This window comes from Streptomyces sp. NPDC045021 (assembly GCF_056432645.1).
The window spans coordinates 227,327-244,586 of record NZ_JBWKIQ010000012.1 but is presented as its reverse complement, the minus strand read 5'-3'; the positions used below and the strand labels follow the sequence as shown (position 1 = coordinate 244,586).

The 17,260-nt window shown below is 68.7% G+C and carries 21 protein-coding genes and 1 pseudogene; 16 read left to right on the top strand and 6 right to left on the bottom strand.

Annotated features, from left to right (window positions below):
* Positions 1-90: 90 nt before the first annotated feature.
* Positions 91-570 (bottom strand): hypothetical protein, encoded by a 480-nt coding sequence (locus tag AC07DC_RS31770; RefSeq protein ID WP_478917937.1) that lies wholly within the window; start codon positions 568-570, stop codon positions 91-93.
* Positions 571-1,015: 445 nt separating this feature from the next.
* Between AC07DC_RS31770 and AC07DC_RS31765 the strand changes: the two genes are divergently transcribed.
* Together AC07DC_RS31765 and AC07DC_RS31760 are read left to right on the top strand one after the other, a co-directional pair.
* Positions 1,016-1,189 carry an ANTAR domain-containing protein gene (locus AC07DC_RS31765; protein ID WP_478917936.1) on the top strand — a complete coding sequence of 58 codons (174 nt, stop codon included), beginning with the start codon at positions 1,016-1,018 and terminating at the stop codon, positions 1,187-1,189.
* A gap of 1,228 nt (positions 1,190-2,417) precedes the next feature.
* A pseudogene (locus tag AC07DC_RS31760) lies at positions 2,418-2,516 on the top strand (MerR family transcriptional regulator); the annotation flags it as partial.
* 167 nt (positions 2,517-2,683) lie between these two features.
* On the opposite strand, the gene AC07DC_RS31755 reads toward AC07DC_RS31760, so the two are convergent.
* Complete coding sequence (locus AC07DC_RS31755) at positions 2,684-3,103, bottom strand: DoxX family protein (protein ID WP_478917935.1); 420 nt, start codon at positions 3,101-3,103, stop codon at positions 2,684-2,686.
* 562 nt (positions 3,104-3,665) lie between these two features.
* Here AC07DC_RS31755 and AC07DC_RS31750 point away from each other — a divergent pair.
* The 3 genes from AC07DC_RS31750 to AC07DC_RS31740 all read left to right on the top strand — a co-directional run bounded on the left by AC07DC_RS31750 (position 3,666) and on the right by AC07DC_RS31740 (position 5,362).
* Positions 3,666-4,064, top strand: a complete 399-nt coding sequence (locus AC07DC_RS31750; RefSeq protein WP_478917934.1) for a cytochrome P450 — start codon at positions 3,666-3,668, stop codon at positions 4,062-4,064.
* Positions 4,065-4,211: 147 nt separating this feature from the next.
* Entirely contained in the window at positions 4,212-4,601 is a 390-nt protein-coding gene (locus tag AC07DC_RS31745) for a hypothetical protein (RefSeq protein WP_478917933.1), read from the top strand.
* An 86-nt stretch (positions 4,602-4,687) separates the two neighbouring features.
* Positions 4,688-5,362: a DUF6766 family protein gene (locus tag AC07DC_RS31740; RefSeq protein ID WP_478917932.1), complete on the top strand. Its 675-nt coding sequence runs from the start codon at positions 4,688-4,690 to the stop codon at positions 5,360-5,362.
* 507 nt (positions 5,363-5,869) lie between these two features.
* Here AC07DC_RS31740 and AC07DC_RS31735 read toward each other — a convergent pair.
* Positions 5,870-6,259 (bottom strand): DUF6479 family protein, encoded by a 390-nt coding sequence (locus AC07DC_RS31735; protein ID WP_478917931.1) that lies wholly within the window; start codon positions 6,257-6,259, stop codon positions 5,870-5,872.
* 196 nt (positions 6,260-6,455) lie between these two features.
* Here AC07DC_RS31735 and AC07DC_RS31730 point away from each other — a divergent pair, with 196 nt between their 5' ends.
* From AC07DC_RS31730 to AC07DC_RS31720, 3 genes are all read left to right on the top strand, one after another.
* Positions 6,456-7,016 carry a hemerythrin domain-containing protein gene (locus tag AC07DC_RS31730; RefSeq protein WP_478917998.1) on the top strand — a complete coding sequence of 187 codons (561 nt, stop codon included), beginning with the start codon at positions 6,456-6,458 and terminating at the stop codon, positions 7,014-7,016.
* Positions 7,017-7,502: 486 nt separating this feature from the next.
* Positions 7,503-7,853 carry a PRC-barrel domain containing protein gene (locus AC07DC_RS31725; protein WP_478917930.1) on the top strand — a complete coding sequence of 117 codons (351 nt, stop codon included), beginning with the start codon at positions 7,503-7,505 and terminating at the stop codon, positions 7,851-7,853.
* A gap of 132 nt (positions 7,854-7,985) precedes the next feature.
* Positions 7,986-8,843 carry a SigB/SigF/SigG family RNA polymerase sigma factor gene (locus AC07DC_RS31720; protein ID WP_478917929.1) on the top strand — a complete coding sequence of 286 codons (858 nt, stop codon included), beginning with the start codon at positions 7,986-7,988 and terminating at the stop codon, positions 8,841-8,843.
* A 28-nt stretch (positions 8,844-8,871) separates the two neighbouring features.
* On the opposite strand, the gene AC07DC_RS31715 is transcribed toward AC07DC_RS31720, so the two are convergent.
* Complete coding sequence (locus AC07DC_RS31715; RefSeq protein ID WP_478917928.1) at positions 8,872-9,435, bottom strand: hemerythrin domain-containing protein; 564 nt, start codon at positions 9,433-9,435, stop codon at positions 8,872-8,874.
* Positions 9,436-9,708: 273 nt separating this feature from the next.
* Between AC07DC_RS31715 and AC07DC_RS31710 the strand changes: the two genes are divergently transcribed.
* Together AC07DC_RS31710 and AC07DC_RS31705 are read left to right on the top strand one after the other, a co-directional pair.
* Complete coding sequence (locus AC07DC_RS31710; RefSeq protein ID WP_478917927.1) at positions 9,709-10,032, top strand: plasmid stabilization protein; 324 nt, start codon at positions 9,709-9,711, stop codon at positions 10,030-10,032.
* Between the two features lie 138 nt (positions 10,033-10,170).
* The gene (locus tag AC07DC_RS31705; RefSeq protein ID WP_478917926.1) at positions 10,171-10,425 is read left to right on the top strand and encodes a hypothetical protein; all 255 of its coding nucleotides are present in this window, start codon (positions 10,171-10,173) and stop codon (positions 10,423-10,425) included.
* Between the two features lie 357 nt (positions 10,426-10,782).
* On the opposite strand, the gene AC07DC_RS31700 is transcribed toward AC07DC_RS31705, so the two are convergent.
* Positions 10,783-11,280 carry an N-acetyltransferase family protein gene (locus AC07DC_RS31700; protein WP_478917925.1) on the bottom strand — a complete coding sequence of 166 codons (498 nt, stop codon included), beginning with the start codon at positions 11,278-11,280 and terminating at the stop codon, positions 10,783-10,785.
* A 294-nt stretch (positions 11,281-11,574) separates the two neighbouring features.
* A complete protein-coding gene (locus AC07DC_RS31695) occupies positions 11,575-11,955 on the bottom strand; it encodes a hypothetical protein (protein WP_478917924.1) in 381 nt (126 codons plus the stop codon).
* Between the two features lie 330 nt (positions 11,956-12,285).
* On the opposite strand from AC07DC_RS31695, the gene AC07DC_RS31690 reads away from it, so the two are divergent.
* From AC07DC_RS31690 to AC07DC_RS31665, 6 genes are all read left to right on the top strand, one after another.
* Positions 12,286-12,420 carry a DNA polymerase ligase N-terminal domain-containing protein gene (locus AC07DC_RS31690; protein ID WP_478917923.1) on the top strand — a complete coding sequence of 45 codons (135 nt, stop codon included), beginning with the start codon at positions 12,286-12,288 and terminating at the stop codon, positions 12,418-12,420.
* A complete protein-coding gene (gene ligD, locus AC07DC_RS31685) occupies positions 12,417-13,424 on the top strand; it encodes a non-homologous end-joining DNA ligase (protein WP_478917922.1) in 1,008 nt (335 codons plus the stop codon). The genes AC07DC_RS31690 and ligD overlap by 4 nt, the downstream gene beginning before the upstream one ends.
* 306 nt (positions 13,425-13,730) lie before the next feature.
* Positions 13,731-15,071: an erythromycin esterase family protein gene (locus tag AC07DC_RS31680; RefSeq protein ID WP_478917921.1), complete on the top strand. Its 1,341-nt coding sequence runs from the start codon at positions 13,731-13,733 to the stop codon at positions 15,069-15,071.
* A gap of 31 nt (positions 15,072-15,102) precedes the next feature.
* On the top strand, positions 15,103-15,795 hold the full coding sequence (locus tag AC07DC_RS31675) for a phosphoribosyltransferase (RefSeq protein WP_478917920.1): 693 nt from the start codon (positions 15,103-15,105) through the stop codon (positions 15,793-15,795).
* A gap of 126 nt (positions 15,796-15,921) precedes the next feature.
* Positions 15,922-16,341, top strand: coding sequence for a CBS domain-containing protein (locus AC07DC_RS31670; RefSeq protein WP_478917919.1), 420 nt, complete (start codon positions 15,922-15,924; stop codon positions 16,339-16,341).
* 197 nt (positions 16,342-16,538) lie between these two features.
* Positions 16,539-17,024, top strand: coding sequence for a flavin reductase family protein (locus AC07DC_RS31665; RefSeq protein ID WP_478917918.1), 486 nt, complete (start codon positions 16,539-16,541; stop codon positions 17,022-17,024).
* Positions 17,025-17,260 lie beyond the last annotated feature (236 nt).

Genomic DNA, 17,260 nt, shown 5'->3' with positions numbered 1-17,260 from the left:
CGGCGAGGGGCCCTTCGGAAGCGCTTCCTCGCGCGGGGTGAGTCCGGCCCAGGAAGGGCCCATCGATGTAGGGGGCACGGCTCCGGGTGGCTACCAGCGGTCTGCGTAGGGTTCCGGGGCGCCGCGCAGGTGCGCGAGACCGCCGAGCAGCATCCCTCCGGCGGAAGCGGCAACCATGAGACGGCGCTGCTCGTGGGAGCCCTTCTCGCCCTCGATGGTGTCGGCGGGCCAGGTCCCTGGTCCGACGAGGGCGAGTGCGACCAAGCCCCGGTCGGCGGCCTTCTGCCAGAGCGGTGACACGGGGCGTTGCTCCGGGCACAGCAGCCGGGAGCGTCCGGTGTGCAGTTGCGTGAGTTTCCCGTCCTGGACCGTCACCGAACATCTGGTCACCGGCCACAGTCCGGCGCTCCACGTGCGAGCGGCCATCCGTGCCAGTCCGGCCGCCTGCACGCACACCGCCAGCTCGCCGTACGCCGCCTGATCGGGAGGCTGGACGGTCACCACCGGCCACCAATCGCCCGCACCCAACGCCATCACGGCCCGACCCCAGCCCGTCACCATCGTCTCCATGCTCGTCCAACGACCTGTTCGGGCTGCGGAATCGGCCGGTAGGCCGTGCGGGTGAGCGAACCCGCACGCCGGCGCTCGTATCGCGGGGGCGGTGGTTCGGGTCCGGGAATGGAGGTGGCCTCCAGCGCGAGCTTTGTGCGCGGGCGGGGGAATTGGGAGTCTGTGGTGCGCCGGGCTGGAACGGGAACTGCTGTGCGGATGACGGCGGTTGTGGTGGAGGGGTGGTCGGGGGTTACGCGGGACCGCCGCGCGAGGTACTGCCACGGGTCGGCGCGATCCACGCCTTCCCACTGCGCTGGGCCGACGAGCGGTTCTGGGCGGCCGCCGTGCTCTACGCCCAACCCTGCGCCACCCCATGGGCACAGACCCGGCAGGCCGCTGTCGCTGTGGCGCGGCCGCCGTCCTCCTGGACAGCTACCGGACGGAGTTTCTCCACGGGGCGGACTTGCCGTGGGAACCGGCCCGCCTCCTCGACACCCACTGGGGCGCCACCCACCGTGCCGCGGGAGCCCTGGTCCTGCGCCTGGGGATCCCCTTCGACGAAGCCCTCGCTCGCCTGCGCGCCCTGGCCTTCCGCACCGGACATTCCCTGCGCGACGTCGCCACCCACCTGCCATAACCGCCCGGTCCCACCGGCCGAGGCCATCACCCAGTCTCGGGAAGTGCAGGTGATGCTCCCAGGACTGTTCGGGGTGCCGCGCCCGGTGCTGCTCCCACTCCACGGCACGTTGGATCTGCAGGTCGTCCAGCCCCGTCGCGTCGGACAGCGACCGGGGAGTGAGTCCGTTGCGCTGCTGCGCCAGGGCGCGCAGGATCTGTCCGGCCCATAGCTCTTGGGGGACGAACGGCCTTTCGTGGTACTCCTGCTGGAGCGCCATGAGATGTTCGGGAGAGCAGGCGGCGATCAGGCGCTGGCCGTCACGCGCCGGATCGCGGGCGTGGATGGCGGAGGAGTCGCGGACGACGTCCAGGTGGCACCCGTCGGCTGCTCTCCTGCCCTTTCCTTGTCATGTCGTGCCCCCGGTGCCGCTGAGTGGGAGACAGGATATTTGTTGGCTGGTGCCATGAAAATCTATCGTGTGTGAAGTAGACATTCGCTTCTAGGTGTGGGTAGTGTTCTGGTCGTAGCGAAGAAGGAAGCAGGGCGCGGCAGACACGAACTGCCGCGCAGAGTGTGTGGCACGGTGATGGAATCCGGCGGCCGGTAAGTGTAGGTGGGCCGCAGGGTTGGTTGCCGGGTCGGGCCGCCCCGGGAGGGGCCGCCGTGCAAGATCGCAGTAGGGCAGTACGGCAAGTGCAGTTCTGACACGCAGTACCCGCAGTACCCGCAGTTCAGCAGTACCGCACCATGCAGGAAAGCAGGATGCAGTTGCAGTACCAGCAATGCAGTAGATGAGTGGTTTCTCGGTGAAGGCGTCGGGCTGCGGGCGCGCGTGCCGGGAGGTTCGGCAGTGGGGTTCTAAGCCAGAGCAGTTGCACATCGGGCGACGGGGCTGGCTGCCGGACGGTGGTGCAGTGAAGGCCACCAGTAGTTCGCAGTACCAGTAGTTCGCGGTACCGGTTTGGTAAGTGATCGATTCAGAGGGAACGGAGGGGTTGAGCGCCATCGGGATCGCCCGGGCGGAGTTGTGGCCCGGGTACCGCAGGACATCGATAGGCAGGTGGTCTCCGGTCACGTATTTGCGATCCCCGCACCCCCGACCACGGTCGGCAGTGCGGACACAGTAGGCCGGCGTCGTTCCAGGCCGGCAGGTGGTGTTTTCCGTCCTTCGGGGCCCTGGTGCTACGGCACCAGGGCCCCTCTACACGTCACCCTCAGCCCTTCACCTGTTCCACAGTGAGGTGAGATCACAGCAGACGATTCCTTCACCCGTCTCAACGACGACAGCTACCCCGCCCACACCATCGGCCGCGCCACCGGGATGATCGGCGCCGTCACCGCCTTCCGTCTCTACGCCCGCGCCCACATCAACAACTCGTCCGCCTGGCCTGCGAAATCGCTGACGGCACCTTCAACCCCGCCGCCAACCCCACGCCGCCGCCGACAGGGGCAGGCCGGCAGAAGCCTGCGCAATCGCCCCCCGCCGCGCGCTGATCGCGTGCACCTCGCGTGTCAGCTGATGGTGAAGAGCGGCCCCGTGAGGGTCAGCCCCAGATCGCTCCCGGCGTAGGAGAAGAAGGCGAGGAGCATCAGCGCGGCACCGCCGAGGGCGACGTCCTTGAAGAACATGACCAGTTCCATCTGGCGGGCGTCGGTCTCGCTCTCCTTCCAGAAGGCGTGCATCAGCACCGCCGTCGGGAAGAGAAAGACGGCCAGCAGCAGCGCACCGAGGTCCGCCCAGGCGCCGAGCGCCACGCTGAGCCCGCCCGCCAACAGCAGGACGCCGCTGCCGAACGTCGCGGGGACGGCCGCGGGCACACCACGGCTTGTGGCGTAGCCGGCCATGGCTTTGGTCTGGGTCATGTGGTTCACCGCGGAGCTGAGGAAGAGCACGGCGAACAGGATGCGTCCGACGAGGACCAGAACGTCCATGGCGACCTCCGGAGGAAGCCGGTTGAACACTGAACTACATGCTCCTCAGATTACTCCTCAACGAGCCGGATCCCCGGGATACGACACTGGGGTATCGCCACGTCAGGGCCGCCCCGTCGGTCGGCACGGCTCCGGCGCGTCACCGGGGCCGGGAGCGTCCCCGGGCCTCGAACAGCAACGGCAGCAGCGCGACGATAAGGAGCAGATAGGGCTCGATGCCCGGGACGGTGGCGCCCAGCCGGTACCCGGCCAGCACAAGACTCTGTGACCAGGCCAGACCCCGACGATCTGCCAGAGGCAAAAGTGCGCACGGGTACCTTCAGCGCGCCGGCCAGCAGGCTCAGGACGGTACGGACCATCGGGATGAAGCGACCGATCACGATCAGCTTGGGGTAGCCGTTGCGGCGCAAAAGCTCGTCCGTGCGGGCCGCCACCGGCTTCAGGTCGCTCCGGCTTCGGCCGGCGCCGCAGGCCCCCGTGCTGCCGTATATAGAAACCGGCCTGGCGCCGGCGATGGACCCGACGGCGGTGCAGACCAGCACCTGCCAGCTGGGGCGGCGCCGTGGGAGAGTTACCGAACCCTGTGCGGGCCGGCGGTCTCACCCCGGAGGACGTGAACTGGAACGGGCACTCCATCGCCGCCGGGACGATGGTGCTCCTAGACCTCTACGGCCACAACCACGACCCCGACGTGTTCTCCGAGCCCTACACCTTCGACCCCGGCGGTTTCGCCGGCCGGGATCCCGGCCGGCGACGAGCTGATCCCGCAGGGCGGAGGGGACCCTGCCGCCGGGCACCGGTGCCCCCGGGAGGACGTCACTCTCGCGGTCCTCGCCACGATCGCCCCCCGCCTGGCGCGGAAGACGTACGCGGTACCCGAACAGGACCTGCGCATCCCCTCTGCAGGATCCCCACCCGTCCGCGCAGCGGCGTTGTCCTGATCGACGTCAAGGCGCCCTGAAACGCCGACGCGGTCCGCCGCGGGCAATCCACGGTGCGTGCCGCATCGTGCCGCATGCTGGCCCCTGACACGGGTCGGCGCCCGCACCCACGGGCGCAGGGAAAGGACTGGGACTCGATGCACTGGGACTCGATGCGCGGACGAAGAATGGTGGGACTGCTCGGAATCGTGGTCCTCACGGCGACTGCTTGCGGTTCGCTGCCTGAGCGCCGCACTCAGGTGGACGACGCGGCGGCGCGTTTCGAAACGGCTGTTCAGGCGGCTGACGCCGCCGCGCTGTGCGACGGGCTGGCGCCGGGCACCCGCGAGGAGCTGGAATCCTCCTCGCGTCAGGCGTGCGAGAAGGCGATCAAGGATGAGGGGCTGGTCCCGGCCGGCAGCGTACGGGGGACCGACGTCTACGGCAACCAGGCCCGGGTGGTGCTGGAGCACGACACGCTCTTCCTGTCGCGCTTCGCCTCCGGGTGGAAGCTCACCGCGGCGGGCTGCACGCCACAACCGGGTCAGCCCTACCAATGCGCGATCAAGGGAGGCTGAACGGATATGCGCACGATGTTCGTCAGCTGCCTGCTGATCGTCACCTGTGGCCTGGCCTATTTCATCGCGTTGGGGTTGATGCACCGATGAAGCGCTTCCTGCGCGAGAACGCCATGGGGCTCGCTTTCGGCGTCGCTTTCCTTTTCGCCCTGGGCGGCCAGGCAATCGCCGGGTACGCGGAGTTCAACAACCAGCTCGCCATCGATCAGCTCGCCACGATCGGCTTCGGCTCCTATCTGGCGTCCTCCGACTTCGCCGTCGACGTCACGGAGAACTGGCAGTCGGAGTACCTGCAGTTCACCCTGTACATCGTTGCGACGGTCTGGCTCCTGCAACGCGGCTCCCCGGAATCCAAGTCACTGGACAAACCCGGCCGGGAATCCGACAAGGACCAGAAGATCGGGCCGCACGCCCACGAGGACTCGCCGCGCTGGGCCGCCCGTGGCGGCTGGCGACGGCGTCTGTACTCCAACTCCCTCGGACTGGTCATGGGCGCGATCTTCTTTCTGTCGTGGCTCGCCCAGTCCATCGCCGGCACCGCCGCCTTCAACGAACAGCGACTGCGGCAGCTCCAGGCGCCGATGAGCTGGGCCCAGTACGTCTCGTCGGCCGACTTCTGGAGCCGCACCCTGCAGAACTGGCAGTCCGAACTCCTCGCCGTCGCCTCGATGGCCGTCCTGTCGATCTACCTCCGGCAGCGCGGATCACCCGAGTCCAAACCAGTCGGCGCCGCCCACACCTCCACCGGCATCGAAGGATAGGGCTCCATCGCAGCGCCAGGCCGGTGTCCTCGCGCCTCGAACTGATTCAACGCGGACGGGTCGACGTTGTGATCTCCGCGCAGGACGCGGCGCCGAGCGCCGCCGGAGAAAAGCTGCGCTCCAGCGGCGCCGACATCCACCAGGTGCGGGCAGATCTGCGTACCTACGAGGGTGTCGAAGCCGTGTACGCCGCGATCAAGGCGACGCCGCCCGGTGGCCGCCGCGGCGCTCAACGCGGGTGTCGGGACAGGGGGTGCGTTCGTCGCGACGGAGCTGTCGACGAGTTGGACGTCGTCGACCTCCGCGTCCGCTCCACCGTTCAGCTGACCAAACGCCTGCTGCAGGACATCGTCGCGCGGGACGAATGTCAGGTGCCCCAGCGGGGGGTCTGGGTCGTTGGGGAGCAATACCTCTACCCGGCGGTCCATGGACACGTGAAGAGCGGCGAGAGCCTGGCCAAGGAGCTCGCCGACCAAGAACTGCCCGGCGTCGGGGAACTGCGTTCGGTCAGCGTCCGCCGGACCGGCCAGGCTCGCCCCCCGCCGCAGGCGGTTCGGGACTGTCGTCCTGGCCGCTCGTGGCGTTGTCACGGCTCTCGTCGGAGTGCCGTGCAGTGACCTCCCCGATGTAGGGGTTGCCGGCTGGGCCGCGGTCTTGATGGCCCGGGCCGTGATCAGGTGGTGTGGGCTGGTCGAGTTCGTCCCGGGTTTGCCAAGAGCCCGAGCGCGGCTGCGGGCCGGCCGGGGGCGGTGGCTTGCGGCGGCGCAGCCGCATGCCGTAGGGCACCGCCGCGATCAGCAGCGCCACCATGACGACACCGATGGTCAAGGGCGCGATCCCCACCAGGAAGTCATGGGTCACGGCCAGCTCGCGGAATCCGACAGCAATTGCCTTCATACTCGACAAACTACCCTCCGGTTCGCGCCGTACGCAGCTGCGCCGGCCAGGCGTCGCGGTGGCTCGGGGCGGGCGGCAGCCCTCTGAGGCAGGTCGGCATTCTGCCCGGTATTTCGGGCAGGCGACTTCGCAGGGCAGTGCGGAGAGCGGTCTTCGTGCGGCCGACGAGATGATGAGAGGAAAGGGCTGGTTCGACATGGGGCACGGCGGAAACGTGATCGCGGAGCTGACTGCCGACCACCGGGAGGTGGACGCTCTGTTCGCCCAGATCGAGAAGGAGCCGTTCGGTCATGCCGCGCGGCGGGAACTGGCGGACGAGCTGACCACGGAACTGGTGCGTCACTCGGTTGCCGAGGAGCAGTACCTCTACCCGGCCGTACGGGAACTCGTTCCCGGTGGCGCGGAGGTGGCGGACAAGGAGCTCGCGGACCATGCGGCGGTCGAGAAACTCCTGAAGGACCTGGAGGGGTTGTCCGCGGACGACCCGCAGTTCGACGCCTTGATCGGGATCCTGAAGTCCGAAGTGACCACGCACGTGCAGGACGAAGAGGAACGGCTCTTCCCGACGCTGGCCGCCGCCTGCAGTCCCGAGATGTTGGAGGAACTGGGGGACAAGGTGCGCCGCGCCAAGCTCATCGGGCCCACCCGCCCGCACCCCTCCGCCCCGGACACCCCGCCGGGCAACAAGATCCTGGGCCCCGGTGCGGGCCTGGTCGACCGGGCCCGAGACCTGCTCACCGGTCGCGGCCGTCACTAGGCACAGCCACGAGACCGCCAGCGTGGTGCGGTTGCGTTCACCTTCGACCGCACTACCCTGGTGCGGCTGACAGCCCCCGGCGACGCCATGCCCGGCCCCCCGGGGGCTGTCGGACCACCTTGAACCGCATCCCGAGGCCCTGTTCGAGGCCGAAGGCGCCAACCTGCGCCAGGGCGGGGTTCGCGGCTGATCGGGTGAGGTGGTTTCCGCCATCCGGCCGCGCTCCGTGCAGGGCGGTGGTACCTGGATTGAAGATCGGTTCACCGTTTCCGCAGTGTAGGAGCCGACAATCATGCTGGAGCGTATGCGGCGTAAGAAGGCCACTGACGTCATGTTCCCCGCGGGCCGATCACTGGTTCATTGACGAGGCCGCTGACGGCTACGAGGACCCAACAGCCTCCTGTACACCTAGGACAGGCAGTGAGCCCCAGCCGACGCTCCCGCACCAGCCGTCCCATCCTCTTCTCGCAGAAATGGAGCCGCCGTATGTCCGAGTTCGAGATCTGGGAGTTCGCCCCCGAGGTGCAGTACACCACCGGAACGGAGCTGATCGGCTTCAAGGTGGAGGCGAGCGATGGCCATATCGGCAAGGTCGACAGTTCCACTCACGAAGTCGGCGCCGCGTACATCGTGGTGAATACCAAGCCGTGGCTGATTGGCAAGCATGTGGTGCTGCCCGCCGGCACGATCCGGCAGATCGACCCCGACAGCGAGACGATCCACGTCGGGCGCACCAAGGAGCAGATCAAGAACGCCCCGGAGTACGACCCCGACGTTCAGGGCGGCGGAACCGCAGCTCGCGATTGCCTCGGCACCTACTACGGCTCACGGGACTAGGCCGACTGGGTCGCGGCCCGAGGGCAGGCGAGTCTCCGCCAGGGCCCGAGGGACGCTGCGACGCAGGTGAGGCAGCAAGAACGATGTCAACAAACGAGCAGCAGCGCCTGATGACCGGCGAGGGCGAAACCGATGTTCACGCATGTCACGGCTGAGACCTCGGCCCGTCCCGGCCCCGTTGCGCCCGCGTGGTCGGGGCCAGCAGGCGCGGTAGGTCCGAAGGAAGCCAAGGCCCTTTCCTACGAGTTGTTCGCCCAGTTGCGGATCCTGGAGGAAGGCAGCGATCAGTACCAGCAGGTCCGGACGGCGCTGATCGAGATGAATCTGTCGCTGGTGCGGTTCGTCGCCCGCCGGTTCCGCGGCCGGGACGAGGAGTGGGACGACATCGTGCAGGTCGGCACGATTGCCCTGATCAAGGCCGTGGACCGCTTCGATGTGGGCCGAGGGGTCGAGTTCAGTACCTTCGCGATCCCGTACATCAGCGGGGAGATCAAACGGTTCTTCCGCGACACCAGCTGGGCTGTGCGCGTACCGCGCAGCCTGCAGGAACAGCGCACCGTTCTGGCTCGGGCGAGAGATACGCTCACCGGACGGCTGGGCCGCGACCCGTCGACCGCGGAGCTGGCCCGGCACATGGAACTGCCGGTGAAGCAGGTCATCGAAGTCATGGTGGCCTGCAACGGCTACACCGCGGACCGCCTCGACGCCCCCAACAGCAACGACGACGAGCGCCCTTTGGACTTCACCACCGCCCTGGGCGTGAGTGACCCAGCCCTGGACAACGTCGAGGACGTGCAGACCCTGAAAGTTCTCCTGGCCCGCCTCAGCGTCCGCGACCACACCCTGATGCGGCTGCGCTTCGGGCGCGGCCTGAGCCAGTCCCAGATCGGCGCGCAGCTGGGTATGTCCCAGATGCAAGTCTCCCGGCTCCTGGCCCGTGTCCTGCGCGACCTACGCACGGGCATACTCGCTGAAACCGCCGACTGCTAGGTGAGGTGCCGCCGCCTCGGCACGCGGGTCACGTGTGGCGGCCGCGGCCGGTCAGGTTTGAACGGATCCGGCCGAGCAGACCTTTGCCGGCCGCGAAGTGTTCGCGATCCTTCGGGTTGTCGAGTGCGGGGATGCGGGGGCGGTCGGGGGCGGTCTGTTGGGCCCGGCGTGCTTGTTCGCCCAGGTCGAGAAGATCTTGGGGCGAAAGGGCGGCGCGCAGGCGGGGGAAGAGGTTGTGTTCTTCGTCCTGGGCGTGCGCGCGGACCTGGCTGATCAGTTGCTCCAGCAGCTCGTCGTAGCGCGGCTCGCCCGCCTGCGCCCGCTCCAGGTTCTGCAGCAGCCGTTCGACGCGGGCGTGGTCGTCGATCTCCTTGTCCGCCACCGCGTCACCACCTCGCAGGTGTCGGCGGACCGCAGGGTAGAAGAACTGCAGCTCCGTCACCGCGTGGACCGCCAGCTCGGTGGCCGCCTGCTGGGCGTACTCCGCGCGCTGCAAATCTCCGGCGGGGAGCTTCTCGATCAGGGCGAAGAGCTGCTCGAACCGACGGTGATCAGCCGACAGCTCATCGATGAGGTTGCCCTGCTCCACCATGATCGTCCCTCTTGCGGCGTCGGACAGCGTCGGTGGCGGCCCTTGCGCCTGGTAAGGGGTATGGAACCGTGCCCGCCGCGATCCCGCCAACCGGGAGCGCTGGGTTGTGGGAGGTTCGTCCGCCGTATGCATCAACCGCTCTCCATCCAGGGATGCCCGTACCAGCGCCCCCGTATGGGCGCATCCGTGCGCCGGACGTCGGGTTCAGACCGAGACTGGCGGGGCAGGCGAAGTTACACGTTCCGGTTCCAACGGATGAAAGTGGTGAGGTAGATGCCCAGGGGATCGAGCGCGAAGCGGGAGCGGCAGTACGAGCACATCAAGGACAGCGAGAAGAAGCAGGGCAAGAGTACGAAGCGGGCGACGGAGATCGCGGCGCGGACAGTGAACAAGGAACGGGCCCGCTCGGGCGAGTCCAAGACCGCCAGCCGCAGCTCCACCCGGGACATGTCGTCCGCCAAGCGCGGTGGGCAGCGCTCCCACTCCGGTGCCGGCGGCCCCACCCGGGACCAGCTGTACAACGAGGCCCGCCAGCGCAACATCCACGGCCGCTCCACCATGAACAAGGCGCAGCTGGCCAAAGCCCTCGGCCACTGAACCAAGCACGGCGTTCGGGCCGGCTCCGCTGGGCGCCGCAGCACGACTTGGCCCGTGTGGGACCGGCGAATCCAGCCCACATACGCGGCCCGCATAGCTGCGGATGCGGGGCGCGGGGGTGGATGGCAGGGTAAGGCGATGAATGAGCATGCTCGGATCGTGGTGCACCCGATGCTGGACGGGGAGCGGCGGGTCACCGTGGACGGAGAACTCGTGGGCCGTGCCGTCGTGCCGGACGACATAGTTGAGTTCGCCGCTCTGGCCGGCCTGAACGCCACCAGGGCGTGCTTGTCCGACCCCACGATCGTGGAGTGGCGCGGCGACGGCCCGGAGGTATGGAAAAGCCCTTCCCCCCACGAAGACGCCGAGCCTGCGGGGCGGCCAACCGAGTGATCAGGACGGAAGCGAAGCGGGGCGGCTTCATTCGGACCCAACGGGTGCAGTACACAGGTGGCATGGGGCCGGCGCGGGAGACCATGCCCAGGCTGGCCCCTGTCGCTCCGGGCGCGGATCCATCTCCCACCCCGGAGCGGCCAGAGCCGCCGGTGCGTCGGCTCGCGGAGCTGCCCCCGCGAAGATGCGCCAGCTTCAAGATGGCTGCCGCTCCGGCGGGTGGCAGCCATCTGGCCGGTTCGCATCAGAAGCCGGCCGAGCGCGCCCGCATCCGCAGCGAGAAGGATTCGTTGGGGCGGACGCCCCCTCGCCGCCGCTGTCTGACGTGAGGGATCCCGCCGTGCCCGGGTGTGGAGATCAGACAGAGGCCAGGCCCTTCGCCATGACCCGCTCCCTTCCAACGCCGTCGGGTAGAAGATCGCCGGGCTCATTCGTGTCCGTGAAACCGTGCCGCTCATAGAGCGCAGTCGCCTTGCGGTTGTCCGGCATGACGGACAACCGCAGCGTCGTGGCACCGCGCTCCGCCCCCCACAGCTCGACCGCCTGGATCAGGTAGTCACCCACGCCCTTGCCCCGAGCGGTGGGGGCGACCCACATCGAGATCAACTCCACATGATCTGATCCCTCGCCCGGTACTCCGCTGGCGATGCCCACCGGAAGGCCGTCGAGGAGCGCGACGAGATCGTGCGCTCCAGGAATCGAGAGACGGGCACGCCAGCGTTCCTCCCGGTCGCCGGCACCCTGCCACTGGGCCAGTGTCGATCCGAACGCGTAGGGCGCCTCAGAAAGCGCGGCTAGCCGCAAATCCCGCCAAAGAGGCCAGTCGTCTGATGTCAAACTGCGTAGTTCAAGCATGATCCACACCTTGCCTGCCGGCCGGGGTGGGCAGCAAATCGATTACAACCATCCAAACGAGGTCGTCCGGCCCGGTGGCCATCCAAAACCGGGGAGCAGCGGTGGCTCACGAACTCGCAGAACACGAGACCTCGGTGAACCTGTCCGGTCACGGCACTAGCGGGAGTATTGGCAGGTCACCGGGCGCGGCGGTCGAGAGATTCTGAGAAGTGCTCTGGCCTGAGAATTCCTCGGACCGCCTCACCCAGGTCCGCTTTCCACCACGGGCCGCACGTCCCCCTGACCGTGTCGACGTCAGTGACCGAAGAGGTGCCGGTGGCGGGGTGTCGTCGGCGTCGGTGCGGCGGGCTGCCCGGCGGGCGTCGCGGTCTCATCCCTCCGGCTCTGGAGCGCGTCCCGGTCGGCTGTGGCCTGGCGGGCTTGCGCCCGGGCCTCGCGAAGTTCGACCGCCCGGTGGCGCATCCGCGCGCCACCGCCGAGTGCGAGGGCGCACCCTAGGCAGAAGACCAGCGCCAAGGCGAGCCCGGACAGGAAGACCTCCAGGGTGTTCATGGTGGCGAGATCGTTGCCGAACATGGTCACGGTGTAGTCCGGGCCGCTGGATGTGTTGTAGGCGATCAGCAGCCCCGTGAAGGCTCCGGTCGCACCCAGCAGCAGAATCCCGAGCAAAATCATCGTCTGACTCCCTTCCTGAGGCGCAGCTCCTACTGTGCCCCTGCCCGTTTGGACACCTCCATAACAGCCTCGACGCCGCCGGCACCCCGAGGCGCCACCGTTCGGCCGAGAAACAGAGGGCACCCGGCCTCGCCGTGCGGGCGGGGCCGCCTCGGCACGCTCTGCCACGCAGATGGGGAGAGACTGGAAAGTGGGACCGAAGCCGAGGGGAGGAGACCATGACTTCGACGGGCGCCGCTGTCCGAATACCACGGCCATCGTGACCTCTCGAAGACCGCCGAGCCGGAGGGCACCGGCGGCGAGCCGTCCGATGAGCACCCCTCGTTCGTAGTGCAGATCCACGACGCGACCGCCATGCGTTTCGACTTCCCTCTGGAGGTGGACGGCGCGCTGAAGTCCTGGGCGGTGTCCAAGGCGCCGTCCAGCGAGCCGCACGACAAGCGGTCGGCGATGCCAACGAAATGAACGAACTACTGGACCGGCTTCCCGCCGCACAGCGGCGCCTGCTGCGCGAGGCACCGGGTGCGCCTGGCTCCCCGATGCTTGCGGTCCTCACCGACCGGCGGGACTTCAATGAGAACTGGATCTTCGAGCGGAAGCTGGACGGCGTGCGCGTCCTCGCCTCCCGCGACGGTGGCTCGGTGCGGGTGATCTCGCGAGGGCGCAAGCCACTGAACGCCACGTACCCGGAGGTCGTGGACGCGCTGACCGCCCAGCGCTGCCGCGACTTCACCGTGGATGGCGAGATCGTCGCGATGCGTGACGGCCGTACGGACTTCGCCCTGCTCCAGCAGCGCATGCAGCTCACCAAACCGGCCGCAGTACGCGCCAGCCGGGTGTCCGTCCTGTACTACCTCTTCGACCTGCTGCGCCTGGACGGCCGCGACACCACCCACCTGCCGCTGCGGACCCGCAAAACCCTGCTGCGCGACGCCCTCGACTTCTCCGCACCCCTGCGCTTCACCCCGCACCGCAACCAGGACGGCCATGACCTGCTGGATCAGGCCTGCTCGCGCGGTTGGGAGGGACTGATCGCCAAACGCGCCGATGCCGGGTACGTCCACCGCCGATCCTCCGCGTGGCTCAAGCTCAAGTGCTCCGGCGGCCAGGAGTTCGTCATCGGCGGCTTCACCGAACCCACCGGCAGCCGGGTGGGTTTCGGAGCCCTCCTGCTCGGCTACTACCAGGACAACCTGCTGCGCTACGCGGGCAAGGTCGGCACCGGCTACGACAACGCCACCCTTCACACCCTCAGGCGCCACCTCGACGACCTCGAACAGGAACGCTCGCCGTTCGTGGACGGGATCCGGGAACGCGCCGTGTACTGGGTGCGCCCGCACTTGGTGGCGCAGATCGGGTTCACCGAGTGGACCACCGCCGGCCTGCTGCGCCATCCCCGATTCCTCGGCCTGCGCGATGACAAGACGGCCAGCGAAGTGATCCGCGAAGAGCCCGTCGGGAGAACGTGATGACGGCGACGAAGATCGTCCGGGTCGGCGGTCGCGCCGTCGAGGTCAATCGTCCTGAGAAGGTGCTCGTGCGCAGCGGAATCCCGCGGCCCGGGCGGGGGAGCGTCGATGTGACTGGCGGACCGTGCCGGAAGGTGGTGGGCACGCGCTCCGGGGGACTATCTGAGTGAGCCCGTTTTGGTCGGAGGATCACGGGCAGTCGCAGTACGCGCAGTGGCGGAGCAGGACGCGCGATGCCCATCGTCGTCATCGCCTGGGCCCCCAGGCGGTGAGGGATCCGGGCAGCGGTGAGCTGCGGGAGGAGCGATGAACAGCACCACACTCGACCGGGTCGACGAGGTCCGCGCCGGCGCTCTGCCGCTCACCGGGTGGGAATCGCTGGATCCGCTGCTGACACGGATCGGCGATGCCCGGTTCGTTCTTCTCGGCGAGGCGTCGCACGGCACCGCAGAGTACTACCGCTGGCGCGCCGTGCTGACCCGACGATTGATCGAGGAGAAGGACTTCTCTTTCGTCGCGGTGGAGGGTGACTGGCCGGACTGCAACGCGGTGCACGACGCCGTGACCGCCGCAGCCGGTGCGCCGTCCGACCCGCTGGACGCGCTGCACGGATTCGCTCGCTGGCCGGCCTGGATGTGGGCGAACACCGAGGTGCTCCGCTTCACACGCTGGCTGCGGCGACACAACAGCGCACTGCCCCAGGACCGGCGGGTCGGCTTCTTCGGGCTGGACGTCTACAGCCTGTGGGAGTCGCTGCACGCCGTCCTGGACTATCTGGCTGAGTACGCCCCGGACCAGATGGAGCATGCCCGCCAGGCCTGCCGGTGCTTCGAGCCGTACGCCCGTGACCCCCAGTCCTACGCCCGGGCGACCCGGCTTGTGCCGGATGCCTGTGAATCGGAGGTGCTGACGCTGCTGATGCAGTTGCGAGAGCGCTCCGAACAGGCCTCATCTGCCGATGGCAGCCTCACGGACTTCGCCGCCCTGCAGAACGCCGAAGTGCTCGCAGGCGCCGAACAGTACTACCGGGCCATGGTGCGAGGCGGGCCGGATTCATGGAACATCCGGGACGTCCACATGGCCGACACCCTTGACCGCCTGATGGTGCACCACGGGCCGGAGGCGAAGGCAGTGGTGTGGGAGCACAACACCCATGTCGGGGACGCCCGGGCCACCGGCATGTCCGGGGCAGGCATGGTCAATGTCGGCCAACTGGCACGCGAGCGCCACGCCGCTGAGGGGGTCGTCCTGGTGGGCTTCGGCAGCTACCAGGGCACGGTGACCGCTGCCGGCCACTGGGGAGGCCGGGCCCGGACGATACAGATGCCTGCGGCCCGCGCCGGAAGCGTCGAGGACCTGCTGCGCCAGGCCCTGCCGGATGGCCGCGCGCTGTTCGTCTTCCCGGTCGCCCACCGCTTCGCGATCCCGACCGGCGGCGATGGCGACTGGCTCTGCGAGGTACGCGACCACCGCGCGATCGGCGTGGTCTACCGGCCCGGGCACGAGACGTGGGGCAACTACGTGCCCACCGTCCTCGGCGAACGCTACGACGCGTTCTGCTTCCTCGACCGCACCACCGCCCTCACCCCGCTCGCCACAGCCCCCGCGGACACAAAGGAGGAGGAGACCTGGCCCACGGGGATGTGACACCGCTTGACGAAGGGAAGGAGCGATTGCGATGCGGTTCCAAGACCGACAGGAGGCAGGCCGACAGCTCGCCGCCCAACTGAAAGAACTGCGAGCGACGCAGCAGTGGGCCGATCCCATCGTGCTGGCTCTACCGCGCGGTGGCGTCCCCGTCGCAGCCGAGGTCGCCCGCGCTCTCGACGCGCCCCTGGACCTACTGGTCGTCCGCAAGATCGGCGCACCCGGCCAACCCGAGGCCGGAATCGGCGCGATCACGGGAGACGACCCACCGCTGTTCAACCAGCGCGCGCTGAAGATTCTCCATCTCACCCCCGACGAACTCGCGGCCGACGTCGCCGAAGAGCGAACCGAACTGCATCGCCGCGAAGCCCTCTACCGGCACGGCCGCCCCGCACCCACTCTCAGGGACCGCACGGTGATCCTCGTCGACGACGGGCTCGCCACGGGCGTCACCGCTCGAGCCGCGCTGCGCCGGATCCGCGCCCAGCAGCCCGCTCAGCTCATTCTCGCGGTGCCGGTGTGCGGCACTCGGGGCGCTGACGAGCTCCGCCAGGACGCCGACCTGGTCGTATGCCTCCAGCCCCACCGGTACCTGCACGCCGTCGGCGCCTGGTACGAGGACTTCCACCAGGTGTCCGACGGCGAGGTGAGCGATCTTCTGGAACTCGCCGGCACACCATCGGCCGACCACCCCCAGGGTGCGATGCCCGGCAACCGCGTGTGAGCCGCGGTCGAACGGCTCCGGGACACCCGCTGGGGCGCATCGTGCCGAACATCCCCTGTCAACGGCCGACCGGCGAACCGCGAACCGCCGCGAAGCACGGACCTACGCCACATTTTGGAGGACATCATGACCCAGAAGATCCGAGAGATCATGACCGAGAGCCTGGTCACCGTCGGCGAGCTGACCTCCGTCCACGCCGCCGCCCAGCGCATGCGCGACGCGGATGTCGGCGACGTACTGGTCACCGACGACGGGGGCTTGCGCGGGGTGGTCACCGACCGGGACCTGGTCGTCCGTGCCGTGGCCGAAGGCAAGGACCCCGACCAGACCACCGTCGCCGAGGTCTGCAGCGGCGAACTCGTCAGCGTCGGCCCCGACGACGACATCGACCGCGCCGTCGATCTCATGCGCACCCACGCTCTGCGCCGCCTGCCCGTCATCGAGAACGATCAGCCGGTGGGCATCGTGTCCCTCGGCGACCTCGCCATCGACCGAGACCCGACGTCTGCGCTCGCAGACATCAGCGCCGCCGGCCCCACCACCTGATCGCGGGGAAGGGCGAGTCCCCTGTCAAGGCCGTCGAGGTGGTGGCGCAGGGCGCTGGCGGGGCCGGCGCTGCCTGGCGCGGCCCCCACGTGCTCGGCCGACGAGCCAAGTCGCGGTGCGCTGCAGGAGGGGTGATCTCGATGCGAGACTGGTGATGCAGGCCGCTGGGCACAGGAGGGCGACGGCAGGGAGTGCAAATGGTGGACACGGACGGCTTCACCAACCTGCTGGACTACCCGATGTACGTGGTGACGGCGGCGGCCGGCGGGGAGCGGTCGGGCTGTCTGGTCGGGTTCGCTTCGCAGTGCTCTCTGGATCCGGTCCGGTTCGTGGTGTGGCTCTCGAAGGCCAACCACACCTACCCGGTGGCAGAGCGTGCCACGTTTCTCGCGGTTCATCTGCTGGGTCGTGATCAGAGGGACCTGGCGGAGCTGTTCGGCGGTGAGACCGGTGATCAGGTGGACAAGTTCGATCAGGTCCGCTGGAGCCCCGGCCGGGACGGCGTCCCCGTGCTGACGGATGCCCGTGCCTGGTTCGTAGGACGTATCGGTGACCGTGCCGACTGGGGCGATCATGTCGGCTTTCTCGTCAGCCCTGTCGACGGCGACGCCCTGGCGATGCCGCGGGGCGCGCTGCTCCGGCTGAGCGATGTTCTCGACCTGTCGCCAGGGCATCCTGCCTGAGTCCCCTCGATGCCCGTCCCTGGTGTCGGCGAGAGGGAACCCCAGCCGAGCGCCTTTCGGTCTGCCGACCGAGTGACTCAGCATCGGGATGCGCCGCGCTCTGCTCATCTCGGGCGCCGCTTTCTTGAGTCTGGGTGCGGCGGCAGGGGGAAGGCGTCCTGGGGAAAGCGCCGTCGAAGGGCTACCGGTCACGGTGCGAGCGACCCGGTGACGGCACAGAGCGGAAGGGCATGACA